Source organism: Mesorhizobium sp. WSM4847 (assembly GCF_055811335.1).
Genome location: NZ_JBVVPY010000018.1, coordinates 96,382 through 119,964, shown reverse-complemented (window position 1 = coordinate 119,964; position 23,583 = coordinate 96,382). Strand labels below are relative to the sequence as shown.

Genomic DNA, 23,583 nt, shown 5'->3' with positions numbered 1-23,583 from the left:
GGGCACTATGAGTTATAGAAAGGTGCGCTATAACTCATGGTATGGAATTGGGAGCAGGCTGACTGGCCGCATTTTACCTACGATAAGGAAGAATTGGAACCGCTGGAAAGCGAATTCCTGCTGCGATCGGGTGAGTTCCTGGGTGTCTTTCGGCACGTCGGTTCTGACGATCGCGACCAGATACGCATCGATCTTATCAGTGAAGAGGCCTTGAAAACGTCCGCGATTGAAGGGGAATACCTCAACCGCGAGAGCCTGCAATCATCCCTGCGCCAGCAACTTGGGCTGGGCAGCGAGAACAGGCGCATTCCGCCTGCCGAGCGCGGCATCGCGGAAATGATGGCCGACGTGTATTTACATTTTGGCCATGTCCTCTCGCATCGCACTCTCTACGCTTGGCACAAGATGGTGATGTCGGGGGAACGGCGTATTGAGACCATTTGCAATTACCGCCAGCATGCCGACGTCATGCAGATCGTTTCCAATCGGCTGGATAAGCCCAAAGTGCATTTCGAGGCACCTCCCTCAGCGCGGGTCAAAGCCGAAATGGATGCTTTCACCGCTTGGTTCAACGATACCGCGCCTAAAGGTAAGACGCCGCTCCCGGCGTTGACGCGAGCCGGTATCGCGCACCTTTATTTCGAGAGCATCCACCCATTTGAGGATGGCAACGGCCGCATAGGACGTGCCCTCTGCGAAAAGGCGCTTGCTCAAAGCCTGGGTGAGCCAAGTCTCATCGCTTTGGCATACACGATCGAACGCCACCGCAAGGCCTACTACGACAACCTGCAGGCCAGCAATAAGAGCAACGCCGTAACAAATTGGCTGCTCTACTTTGCCAACACGATCCTTGAAGCGCAACGCGTAACGCTGGTCCGCGTCGAATTCTCCGTAGCTAAAGCCAAGTTTTACGAACGCTACCGAAACCTGTTCAACGAGCGGCAGGAAAAGGTCATCGCCCGAATGTTCCGCGAAGGCATCGACGGGTTCAAAGGAGGGCTCAGCGCCGAGAATTATATCGCCATCACTCAAGCATCGCGCGCGACGGCGACAAGAGATCTGCAAGACCTCGTTTCCAAGGGCGCGATGATTAGAACTGGCGAACGGCGACACACGCGTTACGCCCTGAACATTCTGGATGACCGCAGGTAAACCGCAGCACGGATTTATTGCCACCTTACTCGCGCAGCGACACGTGCGAAGTTTTGAGCAAAAAGGTCTATGAATTCAGGATCGCGCTGGGCAAAGCCTGGGCACCAAGTCCGACTTAAACGGGTCCGTCTGCATTTCGCTGAGAATTTCAGGGCAACGGTTGCGGTCCCAGCGTGTTTTTATCTTCAAGTGTCGGCAATGTTCATGGCATTTCGGGCGACCGAAGCGATAACGGCCAACGCATCGGCGGTGCCGCTCCGCCTTTCTCAAAATCACCTTCGGTCTGGCCCATCTGGTTTGCTACATGGGCAAAGCAAATCACGTCCTTGTGACGCGCCGATGCAAAGGAATATGGAGGGCCGCTGCTACCGATTCCGGACAATTGCCGAAGTGCAAGCCGCACTTCAGCTCGGTGGCTTAGCCGTGGTCAAAATCATCACCTCGCCGTGCAGTCGCGCCTCATGACCTGGATGGTGGCGGAAAGGCCGGCTCACGAATGGTTAGATCGTTCGAGATCGGGTCCAGTCAGTGCCGGGCGTGTTCGCATTGGCTGTGATCGGCCAGCACCTCAATCACCCGGCATTCGCCGACCTTCCCGTGCCGGCAGCCTTCGACCATGAGTTCCAGTTCGGCCTTCAATGCCGTGAGGCTGCGTATCCGCTGAACGACGTCGGCCAGCCGCGCCTGGGCTATGGTGTCGGCCGTGGCGCAGGGCTGGCTGGGATTATCCTGCAACGTCAGCAGGGTGCGGATCGCTTCGATGTCGAACCCCAATTCGCGTGAATGGCGAATAAACGCCAGCCGGCGCAAATCGCTGGTTTCATAGTGCCGTCGATTGCCCTCGCTGCGGTTCGGCGCGGGCAGCAGGCCGATCTGCTCATAGTAGCGGATGGTCGGCACTTTCACGCCGCTCTGTCGTGCCGCTTCACCAATCGGGACACTGCGCATGATTTTTCGCTTGCTCCTCTAGTCGCTAGAGAATGTAGCGTGCCGCTGGAATGGTTCAAGGAGTGAGACGATGGCTGCAACCGCCGCACAAACTCGTTATCGCGTTGAAGGCATGGATTGTGCCGGCTGCGCGACGAAAATCGATAGCGCGGTGCGCCGCATGCATGGAGTCCGGGATGTGAACGTCTCGGTCACTGCCGGCACCATGACCGTCAGGCACACTGCCGAAAGCGACCTCGCCGCGATCGAAAAGAAGGTTACGGGCCTCGGCTATTCTGTGGCTCAGCTCACGAGCGAAGCCGGACAGATTGCCAAGTCGGTCGGGCACGGCACCAAAGGCGGCCATGACCACGCTGGCCACGACCATGCTGGCCGCGACCATGCCGGCACAGCCAAAGATGACCACGACGACGTGGAGGGCTTGCATGGCCACGACCACACGCCGGCCACGGGTCCGTGGTGGAACAGCGCCAAAGGCCGGCTGAGCATCGCCAACGGCGCCGCGTTGGCCGCAGCTTTTGCGATTCACTATGTCTGGCCGGCCACCGGCGTCTGGCTTTTCATTGCTGCCATGCTGATCGGACTGCTGCCGATTGCACGGCGAGCTGTGATGGCCGCGCTCGCCGGCATTCCTTTCACCATCGAAATGCTGATGACCATCGCCGCGATCGGCGCCGTAATCATCGGTGCCGGCGAGGAAGCCGCCACTGTGGTCTTCCTGTTCCTCGTCGGCGAGTTGCTGGAAGGCGTGGCCGCCGGCAAGGCGCGCTCCAGCATCCAGGCGCTGACCACGCTGGTGCCCAAGACGGCATTCCTGGAGGAGAATGGCGCCACGCGCGAAGTTCCGGCCGAAGCCCTTGGGGTTGGCGCCGTCATTCTGGTGCGGCCGGGCGATCGCATTCCAGCCGACGGCAAGATCATCGAGGGCGAAAGCGCCATTGATGAATCGCCGGTGTCGGGGGAAAGCGTGCCGGTGCGCAAGGGCGTCGACGCGGACGTACTCGCCGGCACCATCAATGGCGACGGCGTGTTGCGCATAACCGTCACGGCTGCGGCGTCCGACAACACCATCGCCCGCATCGTCAAGCTGGTCGAGGAGGCCCAGGAAAGCAAGGCGCCCACGGAACGCTTCATCGACCGTTTCTCACGCTGGTATACGCCCGCCGTCGTCGCCGTGGGGGCTCTGGTGGCCGTCGTCCCGCCGCTGGCCTTCGGCGGCGACTGGAACGAATGGATCTACAAAGGCCTGGCGCTGCTGCTCATCGGCTGCCCCTGCGCGCTCGTCATATCGGTGCCGGCGGCAATCGCCGCCTCGCTCTCGGCCGGCGCCAGGCGTGGTCTTTTAATGAAAGGCGGCGCGGTGCTGGAAGGCTTGGGCAAGATCACCGCCGTGGCTTTGGACAAGACCGGGACGCTGACTGAAGGCAAGCCCGTGGTGACGGATGTCGTGGCCATCGGGATCAGCGAAAAAGAGGTGCTATCGCTGGCCGCTGCACTCGAAACCGGAGCTAGCCATCCGCTGGCTCTGGCGATCCTGCGAAAGGCCAAGGCCCAACGCGTGCCGGTGCCGCCGGCGGCAGAGGCCAAGGCGCTCGGCGGCAAGGGCGTCGTCGGTCGGATTGGCGGTAAGAACGTCTTCCTGGGCTCGCCGATCGCTGGAGGCGAGAAGGTCGCGCTCCCGGCCGAGCAGGTGGCCCGCATCGCCGACCTCAACGACCAGGGCAAGTCGGTGTCGGTGCTGCTGATCAACGATGTGCTGGCCGGTTTCATCGCCATGCGCGACGAGCCTCGGCCGGACGCGCAGGCCGGCCTTAAGGCGCTGACCAATGTTGGCATCAGGACTGTCATGCTGACTGGCGACAACCAGCGCACGGCGGCAGCAATCGGCAAGCACCTCGATATCGAGGTGCGCTCGGAACTGCTGCCCGAAGACAAGCAGCGCATTGTCGGCGAGTTGAAAGGGCAGGGGCTGACGGTCGCTAAGGTCGGCGACGGCATCAACGATGCGCCGGCGCTCGCCGCGGCCGACATCGGCATTGCCATGGGCGGCGGCACCGATGTCGCCCTGGAGACGGCAGATGCGGCGGTGCTGCATGGCCGCGTCGGCGATGTCGCGGCGATGATAAAACTGTCTCAGGCGACCATGGCCAACATCAAGCAGAACATCACGATGGCGTTGGGGCTGAAGGCGGTGTTCCTGGTGACGACCGTAGTCGGCATCACCGGCCTGTGGCCCGCCATTCTCGCCGACACAGGCGCGACGGTGCTGGTGACAGCCAACGCCATGCGGCTGTTGCGCTGGAAAGGTGGGGTCTAGATTGCCGCCTTCTATGTCGTTTGGGATGGCCGATGAGCAACAACCATTCGCATCGAAGCGGCGCTTATTATTCGCCCGCGCCGTTTATCGGGGCTGGCGATTGCCCTTTTGGGTGAGCAGCTGCGCCCGGCTGATGCTAGCCGGCGTGCTGATGGGTAGGTCTCTTGCTGCATCTCGCAGCAAGCGGTGCCGGCGCTTCATGGCCATCGACTGCCAGCGCCGCGACGTCAGCGAAGTAGGCCGCAACGTCACGCGAGCGACGGAAGCGCGTCGGATCATCGATCGAAGTCATGAGCGAAAGCGCCGTCACCGGACCGACACCTGGGATAGCCATGAAACGCCGGCACGGCTCACTACGCCCGACAATCTGCACGACGAGATCGTGCAGCCGGCAATACTGTTTCTACCGCGTCGCGCACCGCCAGCATCGCGTCCAACAGTTCGCTCGGCAGCGGATCGTCCGCCACCGCTTGGCGCACCGACCGCTCGAACGCCCCGCGTCCGACCTTGCCCAAGCGGGTGCCGAACGACTTCAGCGAGTGCCGGATGGCGTTCTCTAAGTCGAGGAACTTGGCCTTCAGATTGCGAGATACTTGGCCGATCTTTGGCCGGAGTTCGCCGATCGGCGGGACTCAGATAAGATGGGGCAGGTAGAATGAAGGGCGCTCCAAACATGGTCTCTGCAGAGCTTGTCGAAGCGCGCGAGTTTGCAAACAGGCTGCGCGAAATCTGCCAGGCTCGTATCGACGCTGCCGCTTTAGGGGTTTGGTCCAAAGCGCCATTCCAATTGCTGTGCCCACGCGAAGCGCTGATCTGGCGGAGCGAAGAGCTGGCGCGCAATGCATGCGATGCTCTTGGACGCGAGGACCTGAGCGTTGCCGCCCTTTTGACCCGAGCGGCTCACCGAGAATGCTGCCCTGGTGTGGAAACTCTGGGAAATTCTCGATGCGCGGCATACCCATTCACCGCAAGACCTGAACGATCTGCTGATACGGCTGCTCGTGGACTCACGTAAATGGCCGGATGGGCCACAGGCCATGCAAATCCTGAGCTGTATCGACCGCATGGACAAAGCCGTACCCGGGGTGCTTGCCAGCTACGAGAGCCTGAGTGAAATCGCACATCCGAATTGGTCCGGCGTCGCCGGACAATATTCCAAGCCCGACCCTGCACGGTATTTGACAGATTTCGGACGCGGATTGAGGGATACAAAGAGCACCGTCGACATGATCGCCAATGCGCTGCTTGGCTCGTTCGGCTTGTTCGAAACTTGCGTACAGTCGAATAGCCGAAGCCATGCCGGAATTCCTGGTGGAACTTGAACCCATTTGATCGAATGAACGCTCCCAGGTCGCAAGCATGGATCACGAGCAAGCGCAGAAGTCCTACGGCACCGATCGAGCGCAACTCGTCTATGATCGTCGACGAGCCCGCCACACAGACCGCCTTTCCGTGTTCTCTTGACTCCGCCAAGATTGAGCGCCGAATAGCCATCTACTTGGGAGGGCGGAATGAAATATCTGATTTTTCTTAGTGTTCTTTTTGGCGCCTATAGCGTTGCCCCGGCGTTCAGCCATGGCGGCGGAACAGACTCAAACGGCTGCCATACGAATCATAAAACTGGCCAATATCACTGCCATTAGGGCGGCTTACTATGATCAAATGTTTTGCGCTCGCAATCGGACTCGTTTTGGGCGCGTCCGATGCATATGCTTGGGATGGGACGGATACGACGACTGGCGAGTCTGTTGAGATTGGCAAGGGTAATCTTGTCAGGACGGGCAGGGACATCGAAATATTTGATAGTGGTGCTGGCGAATATCGAGACGTAACCGTCGAAAGTATCCGGCGACACGGATCGACAGTTGAAGTCGAGGTCTACGACAACGAAAGCGGCGAGTATCGGACTCTTGAAATGGAAGACGACTGATCTCGCTCATCAACTGCGCTGGCGCAGCGGGCCGCGATATCTTCTTGCCAGTTGTTGCCGGCCATCGGTTCAGCGACCCTATTGCGAACGCTCGACCGCAAATGTTGGGGCATCATCTCCCTTGCGATGGCAAATAGAAGTTGCTCGGCCAAGGTCCTATTCATAGCCAGCTCGATCGTGCCGGTGTCGGTCTCCAGTTCGAGGAATCCGATCAAAGGCTCGGCTGATAGGAGTGTGGTGTCGACGTCGAGAAGTTTGTTGAATCCGGATTTACTGGGCTTGCGTTTCATAGGGCCTCCCTTCTAGCGCCCGTCCCTTGCCTCGCGCTAGGCGCTCGGACGGAGCGCATTAAATTCCTTCATCCCAAAAATCCTGCAGCGATGCGTGCCGAAGATCTTCCTCGCCTCTGAGGTGCTTCACGCGGGCTTTGATGCCCGGTTTGACCCACTGCGTTGCCGGCCGCTTTGGCATGTCCTTTGGCGGTGGCCCGGCATGTTCCTGGACGCGTTTCCAAAGCCGCTCCCGCATCTCGCGATTTACACTGACAAACGCGCTGCCGACATACTTGCGGGTCTCCGGCTCGGCCATCAGAGCAAAGGCCGGCTTACCCCGCTCGCGTTCGACGCCAAGAAGCTCGAACTCGCTTTCGGTGAAGGATTTTGTCTTCAGCCAATTGGTGGTCGGCCCGCTGCGATATTTGCTGTCTCGACGCTTCGATACCATCCCTTCCAGACCGGCCGCGTCGATCAGATGATAGATCGCGTTGGCTTCGCCCGGCATCGTCTCGCTGAACTGGATGCGACCGTCGGACCCTATGAGGCCGGCGAGGATTTCCCGCCGATCCTCAAGCGCCATGTCGCGCAAGTCGTGGCCATTGAGATGCAGCATATCGAACGCGACGAAATAGAGGTCTTGCTGGCGCCTGGTGATTGCCTTGCGCAGCGCGGCAAAATCCGAAAGGCCAGCCTCATTCAACACGACGACTTCGCCGTCAATGATGGCGTTCTGTAAGTTGAGACCTTTGGCTGCCTCGACCAGATCGCGGTATTTGGAGGTCCAGTCGAGCCCGCGGCGGGTGAAAATCCGCGCACCGCCGGCGTCGATGATGATCTGGGAGCGGTAGCCGTCGAATTTGGCTTCATGCATCCAGTCATCGCCTTGGGGCGGCTTTGCCACCAAGGTAGGCATCATTGGCGGAATGAACTCAAGCCGGCCAACGCCGGTACTTACAATTTTACGCACTTATTCGATTCTAGGCACCAAGCTTATATTAGCCAGAGTGAACGGAACGTGATTCCGCAGGGCTGCGGAAACAAAAACATGCCGGCCAGCGTTCCCATTCGCGCGGGATCGATGGCCTCCGCCGAAAAAAGCGGTGAAAGCAGGACCTATTTGCGTGCGCCTACCGACCCAACGGCAGCTTTGACGCTGAGACAAGTTCGTCCTCGTCAGTGATACCGGCCGTATAATTTGCCAGGATCCGGGACGCGAGAGCCTCACGGAGGTGTTCGGAGTCGCCCTCCCTCTTGAGCCGGTCGAACACGCGGCCCAGCGTAGCTACTTCGGATGCACTGAAGACGCCAAATTCTTTAGCCTTTCGATTAATCGGCATACCACCCCCTCCGGCCAAATTCTGCGCAACTAATACGATTCAGGACATCTCGGACAACAAAAAAAGCCCGCCGCACCTTTCGGCACCGCGGGCGAGACTTCTCAGCGTTCACCAGGCACAGGGGTGTGGGCGGGGGTAGTGTGCCCGGTGAACCGAAAACCTATGCACGCCGTCAGGACGCGTCTACCAACCGGCAGTTGGAAGTATCGAGCGCTAGGTAGAGGAGCGTAGCAGCCCCTCCTCCTTGGCAGCAGCCTCGTTCCTTACGTCGTCGGGGGTGAGCGCACATAGGAGCGGCCCTACTGATGCCGCGCGAGCCGGTCCATGGGTGCGTTTGCTTCGGCCAACTGCTCGACTTTTTGAGCCGAGGCGTCAGTGCGCTTGATGTGCCGGATCATTGCTGCCTCAACCGCGCGAGCCTTTCCGCGCGATATAGATCGCCGTATTTTCAAGGTGGAGGGTCGCGAGCCTCATGGGCGACGATTCCGATTATCTAGCAGTAGAAATTCGCGAATCCGCCTTTCGTTCCGATGTCCGACCTTGCCTCGCAAAGGGTTGGGCCGGGGAGCCGCGATGAATGAGCCGCCTCACTGCCAAAAGAGAGATCGTCCGCTGATGCTGCTCAGCCGACCGCGGGGCCAACCAGACGGTAGCGGAAGTGATTGCGGATGTGGTCATTGAAGAAGCGGCCCTTGGCAAACGCGGCCTTGAACGCGGCAAAGGTCTCCGGTGGGATGTCCTCAAACTTATCGTTTGCCGCCGGCGACGAGCCACACGGAAAGGATTCTGCTGTCCGGATCGTATGCCGTTTTGCGTATCCAGGGATGGCATGACGGCGGCTCGACCAAAAGACGTCAACGATCGGGTGGGCCGTCGCGTTCCTTGTTGGGGGGGCGCAAGGCCCAGGAAGGTGGTCCCGGCGACCACGAGGTCAATGGCTTCATGCCCACGAAGCCGAACGCTCTTGCCACGGACCTGTCCGCGCGACCGTGAAGGGCCACTGGACTCTCCGGAGCCAGTAACGCATTGTTCCCGAGGGAGCGGGGACTTGGACAAATCTCGATATAATAATCGGTCTGGCCAGTGGAGGAAGCGCGCTGGCTTAAGGCGGTATCGTGCGCGACTATTCTCGGGCGTGCCGATGCGGCTGGTGTATGTGACCATCGCGGCAGTGGCCGCATTCGCGACACAGTACTTCCTGCAGCACACCGACGGTTTCCAAGAAGCAGTGAAATGGATCGGCCCGGCGCCCGCTCCGATAGCGGGTGTTGCTTCCGTAATCGACGGCGATACGATCGAAATCCGCGGACAGCATATTCGTTTCAGTGGAATCGACGCCCCGGAGGCCGCGCAACAGTGCGATGACGCCAAGGGCTTCCGCTACCAGTGCGGTGCGAAGTCCGCCGCCGCCCTTGACACCTTCCTGGCAGCCTCGAGGCCGGTCCGGTGCACTTTTGTCGCTTGGGACCGCTACAGCCGCTTTGTTGCCGACTGCTCGCGGGCCGACGGGAAAAGCGTTGCCTCGTGGCTGGTGGAGAACGGCCAGGCGCTCGACTGGCCCCGTTACAGCCGAGGCGGCTATGCAGGGCAGCAGGCGAAGGCCAAGGCGGCGAAGGTCGGTCTTTGGGCTGGCGAGTTCGAGGCGCCATGGGATTGGCGCGCTGAGCAAGCGGACCATGCCCGACCGGCCGTCAGCCAGCCTCTCGGCATCATCAGCCGACAGGTAGTGCAAAGTTACTCGTGCCAGCCGCGGCGGACTTGCTCGAAAATCAGCTCATGCGATGAAGCCCAGTGGTATCTCAGCAACTGTCCGTGGGGTGGCAGGCTGGACCGCGATGGCGACGGAAGGGCATGCGAGACGCTGTGTTAGAGTCAGCCAAGCGCTATGCTAGTGCATCTTGCTTAAGCAAATTGATCTTTTGCCAAACGTCTTTATAGACAAAATGGGCTCTGGCGTAGAGGATTAGAATAGCCAATGGGAGGGGAACGAAATGCACAATGGTCGTAAAGAGAGCAAGCGGCTCGCCCATGCAAGATTGGTCCACCGCAGCGTAGAACGACCAATATAGCGCCGTCAGCCCGAACAAGGATGTGACGGCCGCGCAACACGTTACCCAGGTGGCCAAGCTATCGTCATTGATTACGATCTCTCGCTTTGCCGATTCCAAACGTGCCCGAAGGCTGCCGGCTGATGAGGGGTTTCTCACCTTTCTTGATGCGATTAACGTTTCGATTGCCGCGATCTGGCGTGCAAGCGGGCCTCGAGGGACAATTGCTAGCTCTTTGAAAATCGACAGCGCCAAATTTAATCCGAATGCTAGTTGAAGCAGTCCGGAAAACTCATTGAGCCGAAAACACTCTATTGCGAGCGACTGAGATGCCATTGAAACTTACCCCCCGACCTTCGGCCGTCGAAAGCATCCGCGGCGCGCGACGATTATCAATCGAAGCGGTCGCGATTGAGGCGAATATCCGACCAGATTTGCTGACCGAAATTGAAACGACCCCGACCGATGTGAGCAAGCGGGTGGCGTTCTCACTTGCCTCCGCTCTGGCTGTACCGGTCCAGTTCCTGTTCGCCAAAGACGTAAAAATCGACGCCAATATGCCCGATTTTCGCACCGCCAATAACAGGCCAGCGGTTCTTACATCGGCAGGACTGACGCGAATCGCGCGCGCTCGTTCTATTGCCGCCTACCTGGCGGACCGAGCGTTCGAAGACTGCACCAGGTTCGCCAATACGAATAGCGTGACCATCAATCAGCAGTCGACCGCGCAAAAGCTACTGAAATCGCTCTATGTCCCCGTCCAGCGCCCCGACGGATCGGTAGATCCGACCCTGACGTTCAGAGAGACGCGTGTATCGCTAGAGCGGAAAGGCATCATCGTGCTCTGCGATAGGGTAGCGGACCCGTTCCGTGGGTTTTGTTACTCTCCCACCGGTGACTTTCCTATCATCTTCGTGAACACAACCGGACAGCGGCCCGCTACCAAGCTGTTCACACTGATGCATGAAGTAGTGCATGTGCTCCTTGGCAAAACGGGAGTTTCGGACCCGGCCATTCTCAACAACCAGGTTGAAAGATTCTGCAACTCGGTAACTGCCTCGGTCATGATGCCTGCAGAGGAATTTTCCCAAGCGTATAAAAGGGTCGCGGGAAGGGATCCCAGGGCCGTCGTTGATATCCTTTCCAGACGATTTGGCGCCAGTAAGCAGGCGAGCGCCTTACGCGTCTCTGATCTGGACTTGAGCAAAGGCTTTTACGGGGCGTGGTCTGCGACGCTGCCGTCTAAAATCCCCATGATCGAAGAAGAAGATGAAGGTGAGGAAACCAGCGGGGGCGGTGGGATCAGCTCGCAGATTGCCAGGTTCGGATATCTTCTGCCTAACATGCTCACTGCCGCCGTCGACAGGAAGGCAATTTCTCAGTTCGATGCGTACCGGCTCACCAATCTGAAGCCAAGTACGATAAAGCAGATCGCCGCCATCGGTGTTAACCGGCTGGGGCCATAACGGCATGGCCTATAGCGGCATCAATTTTGTGCTGGATCTAGAGGCATGTCTCTATTTTAGCGAAGCTGGCGGAAACCTGAAAGCCGCTCTGTTCCAACGAGCCATAGTCGAACGCATTGCGGTACCCAAAGAGGTTTTCGACCAGATTCGCATCTTCGACAAAAGCTTGGCCGATGAAATATTGGAGTCGGACATCGAAATTGTCGAACTCGATTCCGATGTATACGTCGCCGCTGGCGCACTCAATGAAATCTTTATGACCTCAGGGCATCGGTTAAACGCTGCCGCAAACGAAAAGGTCCCCGTCATAGCGCTCGTCCATTATGCGCAAAATGGCGCTAAGCCGCCATGCCACCTTGTATCCGGCGATAACGGACTCCACTCCTCGTCAATGAGAAGCCTCTGTGCCGCCCTGAAAGTCCCCTTTATGGAAGTCACCAGCTTCTAGCAGCATTTGGCGCTGGGTGGGAGATTTGGTGTGGGACCAAGTGGCAGATTTGCTCGAAAGCCCAGCTAAGCGACTGTGCCCTTCCCGAGAGATGCACTTCAGTTCATTCCGGAGACATGGGTTACACTTTCGGCCCCTTTGCAAGGAGAGCAAGGGTGCCTTGGAAGGAGTGTAGCCAAATGGATGAGCTGCTGAAATTCGTCGCGCGGGTTCTGGATGGAGAGAAGATCGCGGTGGACGAGCAGGCGCGCGGGTGAGTTTGTCGAAGAGGCGTGGGAAGCGTCCATCGAGATGGGCGAGCGCAATCCTCCAACATGGCCACGCGCACATAGAGCACGAAACGATCGAGCCCTGCTGCTTGCCGGCCGAAGGCGCCGGCCAGCCACGACTTGCCGGTTCCGATCTGGCCTGTGATGATCAGGTTCCCATGGCCGTCCGGGATTTAGCGCAATCGCTGTCCGCGCTTTCGCCGGTGGCCCTGGACGGTCAGATACTGCTCGCAAGGAGCATCAGGTACGAGAGGCGGCTTGTCCGGTCGGATCGGCTTCCTCTTCGGGAATGTCGTCGAATGACGAGTAGTTCAGATTGTAGAGTTTGGAATAGAGCCCGCCCATAGCCATCAGTTTGTCATGGCTGCCGGTCTCCATAACCTGGCCGTTCTGAAGCACGATGATGCGATCGGCACCACGGATTGTGGCGAGACGGTGGGCGATGACAAGCCCGGTGCGGCCTTCCAGGAGTTTTCTGAGAGCTTTCTGGATGAGCATTTCCGTGTAGCTGTCGATGTTGGCGGTGGCCTCGTCAAGAACAAGGATCTTGGCGTCGGCGACGAGAGCGCGGGCGAAACTGACAAGCTGGCGCTGGCCGAGAGAAAGGTTGCCGCCGCGTTCGCCGAGTTGGGTTTCATACCTGTCGGAAAGTCTCATGATGAAGTCGTGGGCGCCGACCACCTTGGCGGCCTCGATCACTTTCTCCCTCGTGGCTTCCGTCTTGTGGTAGCGGATATTCTCAAAAACCGTCCCAGTGAACAGAAACGGTTCCTGCAGCACCATAGCGATCTGAGTGCCGAGCGATTCCTGGGTGAGATCGCGCACATCATGTCCGCCGACCATCACTTGGCCTTGCTGAATATCATAGAAGCGGTGGACGAGGGCCATCGCGCTCGATTTGCCAGAGCCGGTCGGCCCGACTAAGGCGACCGTCTCGCCGGGATTGACCCGGAAGGAGACGTTTTTCAGCACCGGCTGTTTGGGATCGTACCCGAACGTGACGCTCCTGAACTCGACCGAGCCGTCCATTTCGGGCGCAAGGATCCTGGCATCCGGTTTGTCCTGGACCTCGATCCTGACGTCGAGCACATCGGTCAGGCGCTTGCCGGAGGCCATTGCGCGCTGCATGACGGAATATTGCAGAGTAAGTGAGCGAATTGGGTCAAAGAAGCGTTGGATATAGAATATGTAGGCAACCAATACGCCCACATCGACGCGGCTATTCATGATCATGGAGCCGCCGACCACAATGACGACAGCCATGGCGAGGCCGGTGAGGCCATCGACGATCGGGACCATGACCTGTGCATATTTGGCAGCGGTCAGGTGGGTCGTGAGGTCGGCATGTGCCTTGTCGTCATACAATACGAAGTTGACGTACTGGCGGTCCATGGACTGGACGGTTCGGACGCCTTGAATCGCTTCGGCCAATGCGCCGTTGACGACTGAATTGGTCTCTTGTGCAGCCATGAAGGCCTCGCGGGCACGCGGCAGCCACACGATGCGGATAATCAACAGGGCCGGCAAGACCGAGAGCGTCAGAAAGCCGAGGTTGAAGTTGACCGACAGCATTACGAAGATGATGCCGAAGAGAAGCGCAATGTCGCCTACGGAGTAGATCGAGTTTTCGAGAAATTCGTGGATAGAGTTGACGTCGCCCTGAAGGCGAGACATCAGGCGTCCTACCTCGGTCTTGTCCATGAAGGAAAGCGATACCTTCTGCAGATGGGCAAACATGGCGCGGCGGATGTCGAAGAGGACGTTCTCGGCCATTTTCCCTACCACGGTCTCTTGCGCGTAGGCGGCGCCGAAATTAACCAGAATGGCAAGCGCAAACGCGAGGGCGGCCTCAAGAAGGGCGGATGCATCAGCGCCTACCGGAGTTATGGCGTGGTCGATCGCGTAGCGGATGATCAGCGGGATGAGAAGCTGCGTGCCAGTGAAAATCAGCAATGCGGCAAGCGAGACGACCGCCATGGCTCGGTAGGGACGAACGAAGGCCCATATGCGGCGAATGATGTTCTTGTCGAAAGCCCGGCCAAAGATCTCCTCCTCGATGCGATGGGACCCGACGACCGCGCGCGGAGGGCGTCTACCGCTATCATTCGGTTCGATTTCGAGTTCGTTGGCGTGCCGCTTGGCCATCAGGGCGCGCCTCCAAACGTGGTCGCAATGTCATCTCCCGGGCGCAACTGAAGATCATAAAGCGCCTTATAGCGTCCTCGCTTGGCCAAAAGCTCTTGATGGGTGCCGCGTTCCACGATCTCGCCGTTGTCGACAAACAGAATCCGGTCGGCGTGCTTGAGTGAACTCAGCCGGTGGGCGATGATGATCGTCACCCTATCCTTGGCGAAACGCCGTATCGCCGCGCGGATGCGCTGCTCTGTGGCGGCGTCGATCGCGGCCGTTGAGTCGTCGAAAACGACGATTGATGGGCGCAACATCATCGTGCGAGCTATGGTGAGACGCTGACGCTGGCCGCCCGAGAGAGAGGCGCCACGTTCGCCGACGACCGTCTTGTAGCCAGCGGGGAGGCCGAGAATGTAATTGTGCAACTGCGCGGATTCGCTAGCGCGCTCGATCGCCTGTTCCTTCGCCCAGGGGTCGCCATAAGCGATGTTGTTCTCGATCGTGGTTGTGAACAGGAATGCATCCTGCTGTACGACCGAGACCGCCTTGCGAAGCGATGCGAGGGTGACTCCGCGGATGTCTTGCCCGTCAAGCATGATGGTGCCACCAGTGACGTCGTAAAAGCGGGGGATCAGGTGAGCAATCGTCGACTTGCCAGAACCCGGCGGACCCACGATCGCGATCGTCTCGCCCCTACGGGCGCAGAAGGTAATATTCTTTAGAATGACGCGGTTTCCGGTGCCGGGATATGCAAACGAGACATTGTCGAAGCGCAGAGTTCCTTCACCGATCTCGAGCGGTCTTGCACCGGAAGCATCCCCGATCGTGATGTCCTGGTCGAGCAGACTGAAGAGGCGCGAACCGCAAGTGTAAGCGCGGGCAAAGCCGTTGACCATCAGTCCGATCTGGCGGACGGGCATTTGCAGGATCGTCATGAACGTCAGGAACGTCGTGAGCGTTCCAACGCTGATCTGGCCGGCGATGAGTTTGTCGCAACCGACCCAGAGGACCAACCCCATGGCGACAAAGAAGGCGAGGGTCATTGCCGACGTGTTGGGCACGTACACGTCAACCTGCTCGTGCGCGAGTTCGAGCGCGTTTGTCGAGGCGATGTCGAACTTCGCCATCTCATGAGCCTGTGCCGAAAACGCCCGGACAACGCGGATGCCCGCGAGATTTTCTTCCATCACGCGGCCCAGGACGGAAAGCCGCTCCTGCAGGTCGAGCCAGATGGCGCGTAGCTTAAGCTGGGTGACCGACGATCGCCAGGCTACGAAAGGCACGAAGCTCAGCGCGATCAAACCGAGCACCGGGTCGGTTGAGATCATCATGCAGGCGCCTATCCCGATCAGCATGGTGAGCAGAAAGAACCTAACCAGGGCGGTGGAAAAATACATCCGCACGCCGTCGAGATCGAGGATGCCGAGGGTGATCAGGTCGCCTGAATGCACCCGGTCATGAAAGGAAAAGCTCAGGCGCTGGACCTTGTCGTAACAAGCAAGCCGCAGTTCGTACGCGACGTGGTGCCCGACGGCTTCGGCAAAGTAGTTTTGCGCCATCGTAAAGAGGCCGCGTAGCGTACTCGCGCCGAGCAGCAGGAGAGCAGGAGTCCAGAGGGCTTGTTCTGCAGCCGTCACCGTGACACCGCCCCCGATGGCTACTTGGGTCTGGTCGACAGCCCGGCCGAGAAGCTGGGGAATGAGCAACTGCAGGATTACGGCTACCATCGTCGAACCGATAGCTAACGCGACCTGCCACGGGTGCCTCAAATTCATGCGCGTAATGCGCAGTAGCGTGCTCAAGCCCCGGCCCCACCCGGCCGCTTTTACATGCGCGGACGATTTGAGAGAGGTCGTGCCAACAGCATCACTGCCCACCGAGTGCCCCCGACTGAATTTTCCGCCTTCGGAAGCGAGCCGGTCGACTCACATCAAAGACGTCCCTCCAAGTTGATCCTGGCCACCATCGGCTCAACATGCTGAGCCGGCGAGTTGCGCCACGGCTTCGCTCGCTGGCATGTCGATCACCGTGATTCCGCTCGCCGCAAGGAAACGGGCTTCGTTTCTGGTCAGCGTTTGCCCGTCCATTATCGCGTAACGAGGGCCTTCTGAGCGCTTCATGATCTGGCTGGCGTAAGTGCGCAGCATCTGATCATTGAAGCGGCAGCCGACGAAGAAAAAACCCCGGTCGACGCGTCGTTCCTTGACCACGTCAGGGATAGGCGTCTGGATATCGATTTCAGTCAGGGCTTCGACATAGTCGGAATCGGCGATGAGGAAATTTGCGGCCGGCCTAATACTGCCATGTGGCGCATAGAGAACCGTCTTCGTCGCTGCTCCAGCCTCGAGTTCCCTTCCCGACAAGTCGTAAGTTCTGGTCCAAATGTCGCCAACTTCGTTCGCCCGCGTAACGCCTTGTATCTCGACGACGTCGGTTCGGCCGGCCTCTGCCAGCGCCGCGCGCATGGCGCCTTCGTACCAGCTGTCGATGATGAGGGAGAGCGGGAGTTTTGCGAGCCAGGCGTGGAGGATGCTCGGCGCCGCCGGCCCCGCAAATATATCAGTCATCCAAGCTTGAAGTGTGCGGCGATGCCGGCGCTGTTCAATGAACTGCGCGACCGACCACATATTGGTGCGGATCTTCGAGGGGGCTGGCGCCCGCGTGTTGAGTGCCTCGGCAACGGCTTCGGGGGTACACGGCACAGGCGGCTCAGCAGAGCTGAGCCGGAGGAGACCCGGACCGAGATATGGGATCACCTGATCGGAGACTAACGCTCGTCTGGCCAGCTCAAGCAGCTTTCGGGCAAAACTGTCCCGGACGACGACTAGGTGGCCCGAGGTCGGGATCGTGTTCATGCTCGTTTCCTCTTGACGCCTCTCATTGACGGGCGGCATCAGTCCCCGTCGGAAAGCTTCCTTGCCTCGACGGTGATCGGCAGACGCGTATGCGGCGGAAGATCGGGAAGGAGGAGCCGCCAGCCGTTCCTGAGCGTTACGATCCCGCCCCACAGGTCCTGGTTCTCGAACTTGATAATCGGCTCCTCGAGATCCTTTTTGGGGACATACGCCGACAACCCGGCCTCGGTCCTGCGGATCATTACTTTCATCCGGCCGTTCCTTTATTGGCGTTTTCTTCGGCACTGCAGGAAGCGTCGGCTTTGTCGAGGCTCGTCAATTCACGCGCTCGCATGCCGACGACCGTCCCACGGTCGATCCATTCGACCGCGTAGATGAAGAACTGCTGGAGAAACGTGCCAATGTCTCGCACGTAACCCTCTTCGCCCTTGCGCACGAGATTTTCGCCGATCTCCCTGCCAGGATAGGTGCCGTCATTCTTAATGTGGCGAGTGGCACGGACCCGCTCTCCCGGCTGAAATTGGGGGGGTCTGCGGATTTCCACCTCCTGTTCGCGTGCGAGCCACATGGCGGTTCCTTGGTTCTCTGAGCTACTGTCATTGATGAGGCGCGCAGGCATTCCCCGGGGCAGCCACTTGTGTGGGTGCCCAGTGGACTCAGGCAGGAACGCAGGTCTTCGGCACAGGACACACCGAAGCACATTGCTGAGTGTCGAAAGCTCCTTCGCATTCGGTGCACTTCTGCAGCTCGACCACGTAGCTCTCGCCTTTGAACTTGATCGCACCCGACGGGCATTCGAATTCGCAGGCGCCGCATTGTGTGCATTGGGATGCGATGATCTTGAAAGCCATTTTGACTCCTGATTCGAGTAAATGAGATGGGTTCAGGCTGTCACCGCGAGTGCCTGGACGCCGAACTCGGCGGCGTAAATCGCGCCGATTGCCGTTTCGATGTAGTCATGGCCGTAAGCGTCGGTTGCTCGGATACCGGCGGCCGCGAGCTGATCCTTGGGGCAATCTCCAATTTTGACGCAAAGCACTACGTCTACGCCTTCCAGCGCAGCGATGACCCCGTCGAGAGTGGCCTTCTCGCCCCAACCCCCGAGGCAATACTGCTCAACCTTGCGGTGCCCGACAAACTTGATCCCCCGCGCCGAGGCTTCATACACCTGGAATTCCTTGGCATGGCCGAAGTGTTCGTTGACGCGGCCGCCGCCCTTAGTTGCCACCGCGACGAGGAGGGACTTGCCGGAGCTCGCAGTCTTGACCATTCCGATCGCTTCGCTCCTAGCCGCGAGGTGATCACGGCGCTCGTCCGCGACCAGCTCCCGATAGGCTTCGCGTTTGCTGGCATCGTAGGTGAGCTCACCGGGGATGTGGCCGAGCGTGAATTCCTGGCCACGATCCTCGCCCAGCAGGCCGACGGCATCTGCCCGGCACTGCCGGCAGTGGCGCATCAACTTGGCGCCGCCTTCAAGACGATCCTGAAGAGCCTTCATCTCCATTGCATTTGGGCCGCGCTGCCCGGTCAATCCGTAGTGCGTGCCGTGCGCCGGGTCCGAAATCAGAGGCATGACGTTGTGCAGAAACGCGCCGCGCTGGTTGACCCACTTATTCACCTCAATCAGGTGCTGGTCATTCACTCCGGGGATCATCACCGAATTGATTTTGGTGAGGATGCCGCGTGCGCTGAGCATCTCCAATCCCAGCATCTGCCGCTCGTGCAGAATTCTGGCGGCTTCTATGCCGCAATAGCGGCGGTGATCGTAAAAAATCCAGGGATAGATTTTTGCGCCGATTTCCGGATCGACCATGTTGATCGTGATCGTCACGTGGTCGACATTCATGTCGGCAAGCTCGTCGACGTGGTCGGGCAGCGCGAGCCCATTCGTAGAGACGCAAAGCTTGACGTCGGGGATTTCCCTGACGACGCGTTCGAACGTCGCCTTCGTCTTCTCCCAGTCGTAGCAGGCATCGCCCGGTCCGGCGATCCCAAGCACGGAAAGCTGCGGCACTTCATTGGCGACCGCGATCACCTTGCGTACTGCCTGATCGGGCGTCAGCTTTTCCGAGACAACCCCGGGCCGGCTTTCGTTGGCGCAATCATATTTGCGATTGCAGTAGTTGCACTGGACATTGCAGGCCGGCGCGACGGCGACGTGCATGCGCGCGAAATAGTGGTGCGCCTCTTCTGAAAAGCACGGGTGATCCTTGATCTTGTCCCAGATGGCCGGGTCCACATCGTCCGGCCTTGTCGACGATCCGCAGGAGGAAGATGCACAGCCACCCGACTTGGCGCTCACCAGCAACTGGTCGGAGACCCTCGCGCCGGTCAGGCTCTCAACTGAAATCGCCGGTGCGGCCATTGAACGGCTCCGTTACGGGTTAACGTCGCGGTTCGAAGCGCAAGAGCAATGCCAACTGAAAAAGTGGCGCTAGTTCACGAATTGGCTTTGCGCGTCGGATATCATGGAGTTGCTCCGACATAGCTTTGTCGGACTTCTAACAGGACTATGTTAGAAGGTGAGGAAGACGACCCGGCCGGACATCAGTTCAAGATAGAAATCCCGCGTCGACCGCTCGGCCGTGATCGCCCTCGGCACAACTCCCGACCGGTCTTCCGACGAGGATGTCGGTCTCGGCGACGGCGAGCTCGTCCGCGGTGAAGTTGCCACTGCTCACTTGGGTCTGCATGGTTCCGATTCAGGAGAGTGGGGTGACTCCTTTCTGCGATCGGCAAGACGTCGGCAAGGGCGGGTGATGAAGGGGTGACAGCATCACACACTCGCGCAGCTTTGGCCCGGGCTCCGACACATTTCGCGTAGCTGGCGCAGTGTTCTCGTTCTCCACCTCATGAGAACGCTAGAATTTCTTCACCTCGATCCCGTGTCGGCGCAAAGCATATCCGACCTGTCGCGGCGTAACACCGAGGACACGGGCGGCCTTGGCCTGAACCCAGCCGACCTTCTCCATCGCGCCGATCAGCCGGTCGCGTTCCGTCAGGCGCGGGCCTATTGCAGGGAGAGCGGGATCGTTTGCAGGGTCGGCAGTATGGGGTCGCACGTTATCCTGCGGGGCGCCGAAGCGCCCGGCCGGCATCGGCAATCCGGCGGGCATTATATTGCTTCGAAAGCGCTGGTTGCCGGTATTGCCGCTGTGCGAATGATCAGCTCTTTTCCAGAGGAGCCAAGATAGGCATTGGTTATTGTTGCAGGCAAAATCTGATGGAGCGATTGTCCTTGAACGCGCTAGCGTGGCCGTCCTTTGCACGCAGTTCTCCAATTCGCGGACATTTCCAGGGAAGTAGCATTGCGAGATAAACTCGAGCGCCGACGGCGCAAAGGCGAGTTCGAGATGGTTCTCCTTGTTGAATCGTTCGAGGAAGGCGTTCGCAAGGCGAGGGATATCCCCCGGTCGCTCTCGGAGCGGAGGCAGGATGATTGGCACCACATTGATGCGATAATAAAGATCGGCCCTGAACTCCCCGCTTACGACAGCCGACTCGAGATCCCTGTTGGTGGCGCATATAAGTCGCACGTCGACCTGCAGCGTCTTGGTACCGCCAACACGCTCCAGTTCGCCTTCCTGCAAGACACGTAACAGCTTGGCTTGGAATGCAGGTGAAATCTCGCCGATTTCGTCGAGTAGCAGCGTTCCCCCGTTTGCCAATTCAAAACGGCCGGCGCGCTGGGAAATTGCCCCTGTGAAGGCGCCTTTTTCATGTCCGAACAGCTCCGACTCCAGAACGCTTTCCGACAGTGCGGCGCAGTTCAACTTGACGAAAGACTTCCTCCGCCGGCGCGAGAGCCTATGTATGGCTTGCGCGAAAAACTCCTTGCCGGTGCCGCTCTCGCCCCTCAGGAGCACGGTGGAATTCGTCCTTGCTACAATGGAGACGGTTTCGAGCACCTGCTTGAGTGCGGGGCTCTCCCCGATGATCCCATCCATCTTGACGGGTGCATGCGGGACGGGGTCGGTCCGGTCCTCATCGGACGAATTCTCCGCTGTCCAGCTCTCATCGGCGCGCCGCTCACGATCCCTAGTCAAGCCGCGATGGAGGCGAATAGTGCGGCCTACGAGGTTGGCCACCATCGTCAGGAAGCAGATGTCCTCATCGTAGCGGGACCCGTGTACGCTGTCTCTTACGATCGACAACGTCCCAAGGATCCTGTCCTCAGCCTTAACCGGGACGCCGATAAAGGCCATCGGGAGGGAACTGACACCAGGACGTGTTTGAGGCTCGGCCTGAAACAACTCGGACGTGCTGAGGTCCGCGATGACGAGCCGCGTGCCCGTAGCGACGATTTGATCTATTGCCGCCTTTGGTATGATGGGGTGAGTGCTTGATGGGCCGCTGCCGGCACTCGCGGCGATCTCCGGCTCACCTTCAGAGTCCAGGACAAAGATTGCTCCATGACGCATTTGCACAAACGACGGGAGAGTGTTCGCGACATTGGCCAGCGTAACCTCCAGCCGGGCGGGAGCCGTCAGCGCCTTCGACACCTCGTAGATTCCCTTGAGCCAGTCATCTGCTTCGAACATCCCATCACTGGCGGGTTTGCGGAAGGTGTCTCGAGGTCCTACTCCGTTGACCCGATCATCCGGCCGTATGTGAGCCATGGAAACACCTCAGCGGTTGTGGTCCAGGGTGCTCCTCCCAAGCGCCTTTTCATCAGTTCAGGAAGTTCATTCGCTCCGCAATTTGGCGAGATGGTGCCGGCAAGATTGCGCTTTGTCGCGAGTTCGGGAGTACACAGGTGCACACCCGCCGAAACGGTGCCAAAGCCGATCATCCGAACTTGAAGAGGACGCCGAAGCCACCACGCGGATAATTCCATTCGATCTCGCCGCTGGCCTCGCACAAAACGCGGCAGGTGCCGCACTCCATACAGCCATCGGCGGTGATTTCAACTTGACCTTTGTCGTTCAATTCATAGCATTTCGCCGGACAGACGCGTGTCAGCGCGAGCAGATTCGCGCTTGGTTGCTTGTGCGGTCGCACCTTTATATGCGGACGGCCGGAGTCCACAAGATAGCGGTTCTGGTAAAGCTTGTCTTCGACACGTAATTCTGTCCCTGGGTTCGTCATGTCGTCAGTGCCTCACCGCCACGCCAATGCCAGCCGGATCGCGTCGCTGACCAGCCCCAACCGCGAGCGCGCCTTGATGAAGGCTGCCGTGGTAGCCTTTTCCTTTTCAATCTTTGGCGTGCCGTCGACACGCATGAAGTTCTGCGCGGCTTGTGACATTAGCCGCGGGTAGGTCGTGAAGAAATTGCAGGCGTTAGTGTGGAGTAAAGCTGGCATGTCTTTGTATTTCCGCAGGTCTTTGACCACGAAGGATTTATCCAGCATCGTCTTGTAAAGGGCGAGGTTCTGTTTGGTCATAGGATCGTTGCGTCTCGTCAGCTGGATGATAGCCTCAGCCGCGATGCGACCCGAGGTCATGGCGAGGTTAGAACCCTCGCGGTGAACGGTGTTGTTCAATTGCGCGGCATCGCCGACAACGACCCAACCGTCGCCAAAGAGCTGCGGAATAGCCTTGTAGCCACCTTCGGGAATGAGATGAGCCGCGTATTCTTTCACCTCCGAACCGGCGATCAACGGCCGGATCGAAGGGTGGTTTTTCAGCGCGTCGAGGAGGCCGTATGGGCTCTCCATCTTCGCGGCGAAATCCGAGACGAGGCAGCCGACGCCCAGTGAGACCGATTCCTTGTTGGTGTAGAGGAACCCGAGCCCGGCCATGCCGTGGGATATCGTGCCGACTGCCTCAATCACGCAGCCTTCACTCCCTTTGACCCCGAACCGCTGCTCAATGACCTCTTCGGGCAGGAAATGCATCTCCTTGACTGCGAGCGCCACGGCTTCCGGCTTCAGCATCTTGCGCAGGCCGCCCCGCGTGCCAAGCAGCCCGCAGACACCTTCTGCAAGAACAACTACGTCCGCGTAGATAGCTCCGCCGGCCCGATCCGTGCGGACGCCGATCACCTTGCCCTTGGCGTCACGGACGAGTTCCGTCACCGTCGTCTCGCACAGAACCGTCGCGCCGGCCTCGCGCACCCTGCGCGAAAACCATTTATCGAACTGGGCACGAATGATCGTATAGCGGTTGGGCTTCACCTCGTTGAAGTCGTCCGACCGATAGTGAATCCCGGTGTGGGAGGTGTCGTCCATCACCCAGAGCCGCTGTTCAACCAGATGACGTTCGAGAGGTGCATCATCCCGGAAATCCGGAATGATCTTCTCCAACATGTTCGCATACATGATGGCACCCTGGACATTCTTGGAGCCCGGATATTCACCTCGCTCCAACTGCAGCACCTTCAAGCCGTTGCTTGCCATAGTGTAGGCAGCTGCGTTCCCGGACATGCCGGCGCCGATGACAATGGCGTCGAACTTTTCCTTGATCAT

The 23,583-nt window shown here is 59.2% G+C and carries 24 protein-coding genes and 1 pseudogene; 9 read left to right on the top strand and 16 right to left on the bottom strand.

All coding sequences use genetic code 11. The features are described from left to right. Window positions 1-36: 36 nt before the first annotated feature. Complete coding sequence (locus AC0L28_RS24180) at window positions 37-1,152, top strand: Fic family protein (protein ID WP_473480641.1); 1,116 nt, start codon at window positions 37-39, stop codon at window positions 1,150-1,152. 525 nt (window positions 1,153-1,677) lie between these two features. Here the strand turns inward: AC0L28_RS24180 and AC0L28_RS24175 are convergent. Next, window positions 1,678-2,100 (bottom strand): MerR family transcriptional regulator, encoded by a 423-nt coding sequence (locus AC0L28_RS24175; RefSeq protein WP_473480639.1) that lies wholly within the window; start codon window positions 2,098-2,100, stop codon window positions 1,678-1,680. A gap of 70 nt (window positions 2,101-2,170) precedes the next feature. Between AC0L28_RS24175 and AC0L28_RS24170 the strand changes: the two genes are divergently transcribed. After that, window positions 2,171-4,417 (top strand): heavy metal translocating P-type ATPase, encoded by a 2,247-nt coding sequence (locus tag AC0L28_RS24170; protein ID WP_473480638.1) that lies wholly within the window; start codon window positions 2,171-2,173, stop codon window positions 4,415-4,417. 207 nt (window positions 4,418-4,624) lie between these two features. On the opposite strand, the pseudogene AC0L28_RS24165 reads toward AC0L28_RS24170, so the two are convergent. Beyond that, window positions 4,625-4,998: pseudogene (locus AC0L28_RS24165) on the bottom strand (transposase); the annotation flags it as partial. Window positions 4,999-5,337: 339 nt separating this feature from the next. On the opposite strand from AC0L28_RS24165, the gene AC0L28_RS24160 reads away from it, so the two are divergent. The 3 genes from AC0L28_RS24160 (at window position 5,338) to AC0L28_RS24150 (ending at window position 6,347) form a co-directional block, all read left to right on the top strand. Next, complete coding sequence (locus AC0L28_RS24160) at window positions 5,338-5,739, top strand: hypothetical protein (protein ID WP_473480636.1); 402 nt, start codon at window positions 5,338-5,340, stop codon at window positions 5,737-5,739. Window positions 5,740-5,928: 189 nt separating this feature from the next. Further along, complete coding sequence (locus AC0L28_RS24155) at window positions 5,929-6,060, top strand: YHYH domain-containing protein (protein ID WP_367185466.1); 132 nt, start codon at window positions 5,929-5,931, stop codon at window positions 6,058-6,060. A gap of 11 nt (window positions 6,061-6,071) precedes the next feature. Then, complete coding sequence (locus AC0L28_RS24150) at window positions 6,072-6,347, top strand: DUF5334 family protein (protein WP_254022756.1); 276 nt, start codon at window positions 6,072-6,074, stop codon at window positions 6,345-6,347. On the opposite strand, the gene AC0L28_RS24145 is transcribed toward AC0L28_RS24150, so the two are convergent. The 3 genes from AC0L28_RS24145 to AC0L28_RS24135 all read right to left on the bottom strand — a co-directional run bounded on the left by AC0L28_RS24145 (window position 6,296) and on the right by AC0L28_RS24135 (window position 8,695). Continuing rightward, window positions 6,296-6,637 carry a hypothetical protein gene (locus tag AC0L28_RS24145; protein WP_473480633.1) on the bottom strand — a complete coding sequence of 114 codons (342 nt, stop codon included), beginning with the start codon at window positions 6,635-6,637 and terminating at the stop codon, window positions 6,296-6,298. The two genes, AC0L28_RS24150 and AC0L28_RS24145, sit on opposite strands and share 52 nt — an antisense overlap. A gap of 58 nt (window positions 6,638-6,695) precedes the next feature. Next, on the bottom strand, window positions 6,696-7,538 hold the full coding sequence (locus tag AC0L28_RS24140; protein ID WP_473480631.1) for an ATP-dependent DNA ligase: 843 nt from the start codon (window positions 7,536-7,538) through the stop codon (window positions 6,696-6,698). 1,043 nt (window positions 7,539-8,581) lie between these two features. Beyond that, on the bottom strand, window positions 8,582-8,695 hold the full coding sequence (locus AC0L28_RS24135) for a KTSC domain-containing protein (protein ID WP_473480731.1): 114 nt from the start codon (window positions 8,693-8,695) through the stop codon (window positions 8,582-8,584). Window positions 8,696-9,100: 405 nt separating this feature from the next. Between AC0L28_RS24135 and AC0L28_RS24130 the strand changes: the two genes are divergently transcribed. Continuing rightward, on the top strand, window positions 9,101-9,829 hold the full coding sequence (locus AC0L28_RS24130; protein WP_473480628.1) for a thermonuclease family protein: 729 nt from the start codon (window positions 9,101-9,103) through the stop codon (window positions 9,827-9,829). A gap of 13 nt (window positions 9,830-9,842) precedes the next feature. Here AC0L28_RS24130 and AC0L28_RS24125 read toward each other — a convergent pair whose 3' ends face one another. Next, the gene (locus tag AC0L28_RS24125) at window positions 9,843-10,343 is read right to left on the bottom strand and encodes a hypothetical protein (protein WP_473480625.1); all 501 of its coding nucleotides are present in this window, start codon (window positions 10,341-10,343) and stop codon (window positions 9,843-9,845) included. Here AC0L28_RS24125 and AC0L28_RS24120 point away from each other — a divergent pair. Both AC0L28_RS24120 and AC0L28_RS24115 read left to right on the top strand, forming a co-directional pair. Next, window positions 10,337-11,473 (top strand): ImmA/IrrE family metallo-endopeptidase, encoded by a 1,137-nt coding sequence (locus AC0L28_RS24120; RefSeq protein WP_473480622.1) that lies wholly within the window; start codon window positions 10,337-10,339, stop codon window positions 11,471-11,473. The two genes, AC0L28_RS24125 and AC0L28_RS24120, sit on opposite strands and share 7 nt — an antisense overlap. 4 nt (window positions 11,474-11,477) lie before the next feature. Beyond that, window positions 11,478-11,921 carry a hypothetical protein gene (locus tag AC0L28_RS24115; RefSeq protein ID WP_473480620.1) on the top strand — a complete coding sequence of 148 codons (444 nt, stop codon included), beginning with the start codon at window positions 11,478-11,480 and terminating at the stop codon, window positions 11,919-11,921. 509 nt (window positions 11,922-12,430) lie between these two features. On the opposite strand, the gene AC0L28_RS24110 is transcribed toward AC0L28_RS24115, so the two are convergent. The 7 genes from AC0L28_RS24110 to nifB form a co-directional block, all read right to left on the bottom strand. Beyond that, window positions 12,431-14,335 (bottom strand): ABC transporter ATP-binding protein, encoded by a 1,905-nt coding sequence (locus AC0L28_RS24110; protein WP_473480618.1) that lies wholly within the window; start codon window positions 14,333-14,335, stop codon window positions 12,431-12,433. Beyond that, window positions 14,335-16,197 carry an ABC transporter ATP-binding protein gene (locus AC0L28_RS24105; protein WP_473480616.1) on the bottom strand — a complete coding sequence of 621 codons (1,863 nt, stop codon included), beginning with the start codon at window positions 16,195-16,197 and terminating at the stop codon, window positions 14,335-14,337. The genes AC0L28_RS24110 and AC0L28_RS24105 overlap by 1 nt, the downstream gene beginning before the upstream one ends. Window positions 16,198-16,290: 93 nt before the next feature. Further along, window positions 16,291-17,175 carry an SIR2 family NAD-dependent protein deacylase gene (locus AC0L28_RS24100; protein WP_473480614.1) on the bottom strand — a complete coding sequence of 295 codons (885 nt, stop codon included), beginning with the start codon at window positions 17,173-17,175 and terminating at the stop codon, window positions 16,291-16,293. 38 nt (window positions 17,176-17,213) lie between these two features. Continuing rightward, window positions 17,214-17,426, bottom strand: a complete 213-nt coding sequence (gene nifT, locus AC0L28_RS24095; protein WP_473480612.1) for a putative nitrogen fixation protein NifT — start codon at window positions 17,424-17,426, stop codon at window positions 17,214-17,216. Beyond that, the gene (locus AC0L28_RS24090; protein WP_473480610.1) at window positions 17,423-17,743 is read right to left on the bottom strand and encodes a nitrogen fixation protein NifZ; all 321 of its coding nucleotides are present in this window, start codon (window positions 17,741-17,743) and stop codon (window positions 17,423-17,425) included. The genes nifT and AC0L28_RS24090 overlap by 4 nt, the downstream gene beginning before the upstream one ends. A gap of 88 nt (window positions 17,744-17,831) precedes the next feature. Further along, window positions 17,832-18,026: a 4Fe-4S dicluster domain-containing protein gene (locus tag AC0L28_RS24085; protein ID WP_008878193.1), complete on the bottom strand. Its 195-nt coding sequence runs from the start codon at window positions 18,024-18,026 to the stop codon at window positions 17,832-17,834. A 32-nt stretch (window positions 18,027-18,058) separates the two neighbouring features. After that, window positions 18,059-19,477 carry a nitrogenase cofactor biosynthesis protein NifB gene (nifB, locus tag AC0L28_RS24080; RefSeq protein ID WP_473480728.1) on the bottom strand — a complete coding sequence of 473 codons (1,419 nt, stop codon included), beginning with the start codon at window positions 19,475-19,477 and terminating at the stop codon, window positions 18,059-18,061. Here nifB and AC0L28_RS24075 point away from each other — a divergent pair. After that, the gene (locus AC0L28_RS24075; RefSeq protein WP_473480750.1) at window positions 19,392-19,613 is read left to right on the top strand and encodes a hypothetical protein; all 222 of its coding nucleotides are present in this window, start codon (window positions 19,392-19,394) and stop codon (window positions 19,611-19,613) included. The genes nifB and AC0L28_RS24075 overlap by 86 nt on opposite strands. Before the next feature lie 423 nt (window positions 19,614-20,036). Here the strand turns inward: AC0L28_RS24075 and nifA are convergent, their stop codons facing one another. From nifA to AC0L28_RS24060, 3 genes are all read right to left on the bottom strand, one after another. Beyond that, the gene (gene nifA, locus AC0L28_RS24070) at window positions 20,037-21,716 is read right to left on the bottom strand and encodes a nif-specific transcriptional activator NifA (protein WP_473480608.1); all 1,680 of its coding nucleotides are present in this window, start codon (window positions 21,714-21,716) and stop codon (window positions 20,037-20,039) included. Window positions 21,717-21,963: 247 nt separating this feature from the next. Then, the gene (locus tag AC0L28_RS24065) at window positions 21,964-22,263 is read right to left on the bottom strand and encodes a ferredoxin family protein (protein WP_473457739.1); all 300 of its coding nucleotides are present in this window, start codon (window positions 22,261-22,263) and stop codon (window positions 21,964-21,966) included. 12 nt (window positions 22,264-22,275) lie between these two features. Next, on the bottom strand, window positions 22,276-23,583 hold the full coding sequence (locus AC0L28_RS24060) for an FAD-binding protein (RefSeq protein ID WP_473480606.1): 1,308 nt from the start codon (window positions 23,581-23,583) through the stop codon (window positions 22,276-22,278).

What these genes read in the sequence shown, in the direction of transcription:
- AC0L28_RS24180 (WP_473480641.1), top strand. Translation starts at nt 37, where the DNA reads ATGGTATGGAATTGGGAGCAGGCTGACTGGCCGCATTTTACCTACGAT.
- AC0L28_RS24175 (WP_473480639.1), bottom strand. Translation starts at nt 2,100, where the DNA reads ATGCGCAGTGTCCCGATTGGTGAAGCGGCACGACAGAGCGGCGTGAAA.
- AC0L28_RS24170 (WP_473480638.1), top strand. Translation starts at nt 2,171, where the DNA reads ATGGCTGCAACCGCCGCACAAACTCGTTATCGCGTTGAAGGCATGGAT.
- AC0L28_RS24155 (WP_367185466.1), top strand. Translation starts at nt 5,929, where the DNA reads ATGAAATATCTGATTTTTCTTAGTGTTCTTTTTGGCGCCTATAGCGTT.
- AC0L28_RS24150 (WP_254022756.1), top strand. Translation starts at nt 6,072, where the DNA reads ATGATCAAATGTTTTGCGCTCGCAATCGGACTCGTTTTGGGCGCGTCC.
- AC0L28_RS24145 (WP_473480633.1), bottom strand. Translation starts at nt 6,637, where the DNA reads ATGAAACGCAAGCCCAGTAAATCCGGATTCAACAAACTTCTCGACGTC.
- AC0L28_RS24140 (WP_473480631.1), bottom strand. Translation starts at nt 7,538, where the DNA reads ATGATGCCTACCTTGGTGGCAAAGCCGCCCCAAGGCGATGACTGGATG.
- AC0L28_RS24130 (WP_473480628.1), top strand. Translation starts at nt 9,101, where the DNA reads ATGCGGCTGGTGTATGTGACCATCGCGGCAGTGGCCGCATTCGCGACA.
- AC0L28_RS24120 (WP_473480622.1), top strand. Translation starts at nt 10,337, where the DNA reads ATGCCATTGAAACTTACCCCCCGACCTTCGGCCGTCGAAAGCATCCGC.
- AC0L28_RS24125 (WP_473480625.1), bottom strand. Translation starts at nt 10,343, where the DNA reads ATGGCATCTCAGTCGCTCGCAATAGAGTGTTTTCGGCTCAATGAGTTT.
- AC0L28_RS24115 (WP_473480620.1), top strand. Translation starts at nt 11,478, where the DNA reads ATGGCCTATAGCGGCATCAATTTTGTGCTGGATCTAGAGGCATGTCTC.
- AC0L28_RS24110 (WP_473480618.1), bottom strand. Translation starts at nt 14,335, where the DNA reads ATGGCCAAGCGGCACGCCAACGAACTCGAAATCGAACCGAATGATAGC.
- AC0L28_RS24100 (WP_473480614.1), bottom strand. Translation starts at nt 17,175, where the DNA reads ATGAACACGATCCCGACCTCGGGCCACCTAGTCGTCGTCCGGGACAGT.
- nifT (WP_473480612.1), bottom strand. Translation starts at nt 17,426, where the DNA reads ATGAAAGTAATGATCCGCAGGACCGAGGCCGGGTTGTCGGCGTATGTC.
- AC0L28_RS24090 (WP_473480610.1), bottom strand. Translation starts at nt 17,743, where the DNA reads ATGTGGCTCGCACGCGAACAGGAGGTGGAAATCCGCAGACCCCCCCAA.
- AC0L28_RS24085 (WP_008878193.1), bottom strand. Translation starts at nt 18,026, where the DNA reads ATGGCTTTCAAGATCATCGCATCCCAATGCACACAATGCGGCGCCTGC.
- nifA (WP_473480608.1), bottom strand. Translation starts at nt 21,716, where the DNA reads ATGTTCGAAGCAGATGACTGGCTCAAGGGAATCTACGAGGTGTCGAAG.
- AC0L28_RS24065 (WP_473457739.1), bottom strand. Translation starts at nt 22,263, where the DNA reads ATGACGAACCCAGGGACAGAATTACGTGTCGAAGACAAGCTTTACCAG.
- AC0L28_RS24060 (WP_473480606.1), bottom strand. Translation starts at nt 23,583, where the DNA reads ATGATCAAGGAAAAGTTCGACGCCATTGTCATCGGCGCCGGCATGTCC.